Here is a 623-nt window from a genome sequence, read left to right as displayed (position 1 = left end):
ACAGTCCTTCGGGCGGCGACCACGGGGCCTTCTCCGCCACGGCGGACTTCATCAGCCTGGTGGGCGTGGTGCCCCAGGTGCCGCCGGTGGGCGAGGACGGCACGCCCTGGGAGGGGCCGCAGGGGATTGGCGACCTGGGCCTCTACGAGCCGGCGCACGTGCTGGCCACCATCACCGTGCCCACGGGCTGGGCGGTGCACGCCACGGGCGTGCCCATGGGCGAAGTCCCGGAGCGGGATGGGCGCGTGCGCTACGCCTTCGCCGCCGCCGCGGTGCGCGACTTTCCCCTCTTCGTGTCGCGGGGCTACGCCAGCGCCACCGCCACGGTGAACGGCGTCACGGTGGAGAGCCACTACGCCGCGGCGGATCAGGCCGCGGGCGAGCGCGTGTTGAAGCACGCCACGTCGATGCTGGCGGAGTTCGAGCGCCGGCTGGGGCCGCTGCCGTACACGCACTTCCGCGTGGTGCAGGCGCCGCTGTCCGGAGGCGCGGGCGGCATGGAGTTCCCAGGGCTGATCACCATCGCGACGCAACTGTACCGCGGCGCGGCGGGGGCGTCCCAGATGCTGGGCGGCGGCATGCCGGGCATGGAGGACCTGGAGGCGATGCTGGGCATGCTGGGG

General features: G+C 74.0%; 1 pseudogene. It reads left to right on the top strand.

The annotated features are described in order from the left end of the window. Window positions 1-623 (top strand): annotated as a pseudogene (locus tag G4D87_RS38480) (M1 family aminopeptidase); the annotation flags it as partial.

It is taken from the genome of Myxococcus vastator (genome assembly GCF_010894475.1).
In the GTDB taxonomy this organism is placed as follows: domain Bacteria; phylum Myxococcota; class Myxococcia; order Myxococcales; family Myxococcaceae; genus Myxococcus; species Myxococcus vastator.
This window is presented reverse-complemented; position numbering and strand designations above follow the sequence as displayed.